Source organism: Mycobacterium sp. (assembly GCF_050701675.1).
Taxonomy (GTDB): Bacteria; Actinomycetota; Actinomycetes; order Mycobacteriales; family Mycobacteriaceae; genus Mycobacterium.
Genome location: NZ_JBOGDD010000793.1, coordinates 1 through 2,933, shown reverse-complemented (window position 1 = coordinate 2,933; position 2,933 = coordinate 1). Strand labels below are relative to the sequence as shown.

At 65.5% G+C, this 2,933-nt stretch carries 1 protein-coding gene and 2 pseudogenes; 2 read left to right on the top strand and 1 reads right to left on the bottom strand.

Going from position 1 to position 2,933, the window contains the following annotated elements; translation table 11 throughout:
• Both ACRDUX_RS24215 and ACRDUX_RS24210 read left to right on the top strand, forming a co-directional pair.
• Positions 1-756: pseudogene (locus tag ACRDUX_RS24215) on the top strand (ATP-binding protein); the annotation flags it as partial.
• Positions 717-2,801, top strand: a complete 2,085-nt coding sequence (locus tag ACRDUX_RS24210; RefSeq protein ID WP_526417277.1) for an FAD-dependent oxidoreductase — start codon at positions 717-719, stop codon at positions 2,799-2,801. The pseudogene ACRDUX_RS24215 and the gene ACRDUX_RS24210, both read left to right, overlap by 40 nt.
• Here ACRDUX_RS24210 and ACRDUX_RS24205 read toward each other — a convergent pair.
• Positions 2,789-2,933 (bottom strand): annotated as a pseudogene (locus tag ACRDUX_RS24205) (enoyl-ACP reductase); the annotation flags it as partial. The gene ACRDUX_RS24210 and the pseudogene ACRDUX_RS24205 overlap by 13 nt on opposite strands.

The window sequence follows — 2,933 nt, the reverse complement described above, 5'->3', positions numbered from 1 at the left end:
GGGATGTACTCGTTTCTCGCCTTCACGCGGTTCGTCCAGGGCGATCTCCGCGGAGCCGAAGCTGCCTTGGAACGGATGGAGGCCAGAAGCCACGCCGCCGGCTTCCCGCACGGCGCCTTCAGCCTCTGCTATGGACGATCGATCGAGGCGGTGCTCCGCAACGAAGCAGGCGAGCCGGCCCACAGCGTCCAGATCGCCGCCGAACTCAGCTCCCTGGCAAAACAATACGACTTCGACGAATGGCTCATGGTCGGATGGAGCCAGCAGAGTGCCGGACTGGCCCTGGTGGCGCTGGCCGCCGGCCAGACCGGACGGGCCGCACTGCAATCGCACATCGACACCATGACCACCGTCGTGCAGACCTGGCGAGCCTTCGAGGTGAAGACGTTCCTCGCCGTGCACGACGGGGTACTCGCCCGATTGCACACCGCCGCAGGGGATCTCGATTCAGCACGGGAATGCCTGGACACCTCGCTGAAGATGGGGCAAGACACCTGGATACAGTTCTACGACGCGGAGCTGTTGCGCTTGCGCGCGCACACACTCGACGACGAGGACGCACGCCACCAACACTTCCGCACCTCGATCGAGCTGGCTCAGAAGCAGGGCGCCCACATCTTCGAAATTCGTTCGGCTGCAGATGACTTCGAGCTCGTTGGCGATTCCGCGCGAGCGGCGTTGTTCGACGCTTCCCGCCGACTGCCCGCCGGCCAGACGTGGCCAGACCTGGCTCGCGCGCGAGCACTGCTGGTGTGACAAGGAGCCGCGGGCGAGTCGCCATCCTGGGTGGAGGCATGGCCGGGCTGAGTGCCGCGTGGCGGCTGAGCGAGCCCGGCTGGCAGGAACGCTTCGATGCGATCACCGTCTATCAGCGCGGCTGGCGTCTCGGCGGCAAGGGAGCCTCGAGCCGCGGACCGCACGGACGCATCGAGGAGCACGGCCTGCACGTCTGGTTGGGTTGTTACGACAACGCGTTCGCACTGCTCCGCGAGTGCTATGCCGAACTCAACCGTGGGACAACCGATCCCGGCGCACCGATCCACACCTGGGATCAGGCGTTGATTCCGGCCGACAGCCTCGGCATCGCGGACCCCATTGCCGACGATTGGTTGGTATGGACCGGCGGCCTTGCCCGCAACGACGAGCTGCCCGGCGAGTCGAAGGCAACGGGCCGGGAGTTCACCGCGATCGAATTCCTCACCCGCGCCCTACGGCTGATACTCGAATTCGCCGAATCGCTGAAGGACTCGGGCGAAGACGACCCCGACTCTCTCAGCTCAACCACGCAATGGCTCGACGTGGTGCGATGCGGTGTCGTGGCGATGCTCGCGACATTGGTCAAACCACATGCTCCAGAAGCAATTCGGGCTGACGTGTTGAGCCGGACCTTGGCGGCGGTCCGCGAGGCGCTCGACTATGAGGGACGGCCCGATCACCGTCGCATCTGGTTGCTTCTCTCCCTCGAGACGGCGACGATACGCGGGATAATCTCCGACAATCTGGTCACCGACCCTCGCGGCTTCCGCGCCATCAACGACGAGGACTTCTGTGCATGGATTCTTCGCCACGGCGCCCATCCCGACGTCGTGAACTTTCCGCTCGTCCGCGGGCTTTACGACATGGTCTTCGGATACGAGGACGGTGACCAAGAGCGGCCGGCGTTGGCCGCCGGGGTCGCCGTATTGCTCACCGGGATCGCCCTCTTCCAATACAAGGGGGCGTTCTTCTGGAAGATGACGGCTGGGATGGGAGACGTCGTCATCGCCCCTCTGTATCAGGCGTTGCGCAGACGCGGCGTCGAGTTCGAGTTCTTCCACCGCGTCGACGCCCTGCATCTCGACAATCACCACCAGGCGATAGGGGCGATCACGATGGGACGACAGGCCCGGCTGGCGGACGGGGTGAAGGAGTACGAACCCCTGACCAGGGTCGCAGGCCTACCCGTCTTTCCGGCCCGTCCGCTGGCCGAGCAGCTCGACGTGAATGCGAAGGTCGAAGCTCTCGAATCCCATTTCGGCGAGCGCGCGGACGTCGAGACCCGGGTGCTGCGTAGGGGCGTCGACTTCGACCAGGTCGTGTTCGCCGCATCGCTCGGCATGGTCGAGGTCGTCGCGGGAGAGCTGATCGCCCACAGCCCGCACTGGCGCGACATGACCAAGCACGTGCGCACCGTGGCCACCCAGGCGTTTCAACTGTGGCTTCGGCCCGAGGAGACGGCGCTGGGGTGGGACCACCCAGGAGTCACCACCAGTGGTTACGTCGCACCCTTCGACACCTGGGCGTCGATGCCGCAGACGCTATGGGCCGAGCAGTGGCCAGATGACGATCGCCCCAACACCGTGGCGTACTTCTGCGGGGCCCTGAATGCGTTGTGGCCCACCACCGAGGATCCCGACGACTACGTCGCCCGTTGCCGCGCGAAGGTCTTCGACGACGCGGTCGCCCATCTCGACAACCACGTTGGCCTCTACCTCCCTGGCGCGGTCACGGAGGGTGGTTTCGCCTGGCACCTCCTGGTTGGCGCCAACGGCCGTCGAGGTGCGTCAGCGCTGGTGACCCAGCACGTCAGCGTCAACATCGATCCTTCGGATCGATACGTCCAATCGGTTCCTGGATCCGACCGGTATCGTCTGCGTTCCGACGAAAGCGGTTTCGACAACCTGGTTCTCGCGGGTGACTGGACCGACTCGGGCTTCAACGCCGGCTGTATCGAGGCTGCCGTCACGTCCGGCCTCCAAGCGGCCAACGCGCTCCTCGGTCGCGGTCACCGGTACCACATCCGCGGGTTTTACCTGCCCTGACCCGTCAGAACAGCGGTGTGTATGGCGACGCCCGCAGCCGGAAGCCTGGTCAGCAGAACGTCACCCATTGCCGATGCCGGCGTCAATACGCCGCGGCGGTCGGGCAACCGGCCCCGATCGAGTGTCATGGCA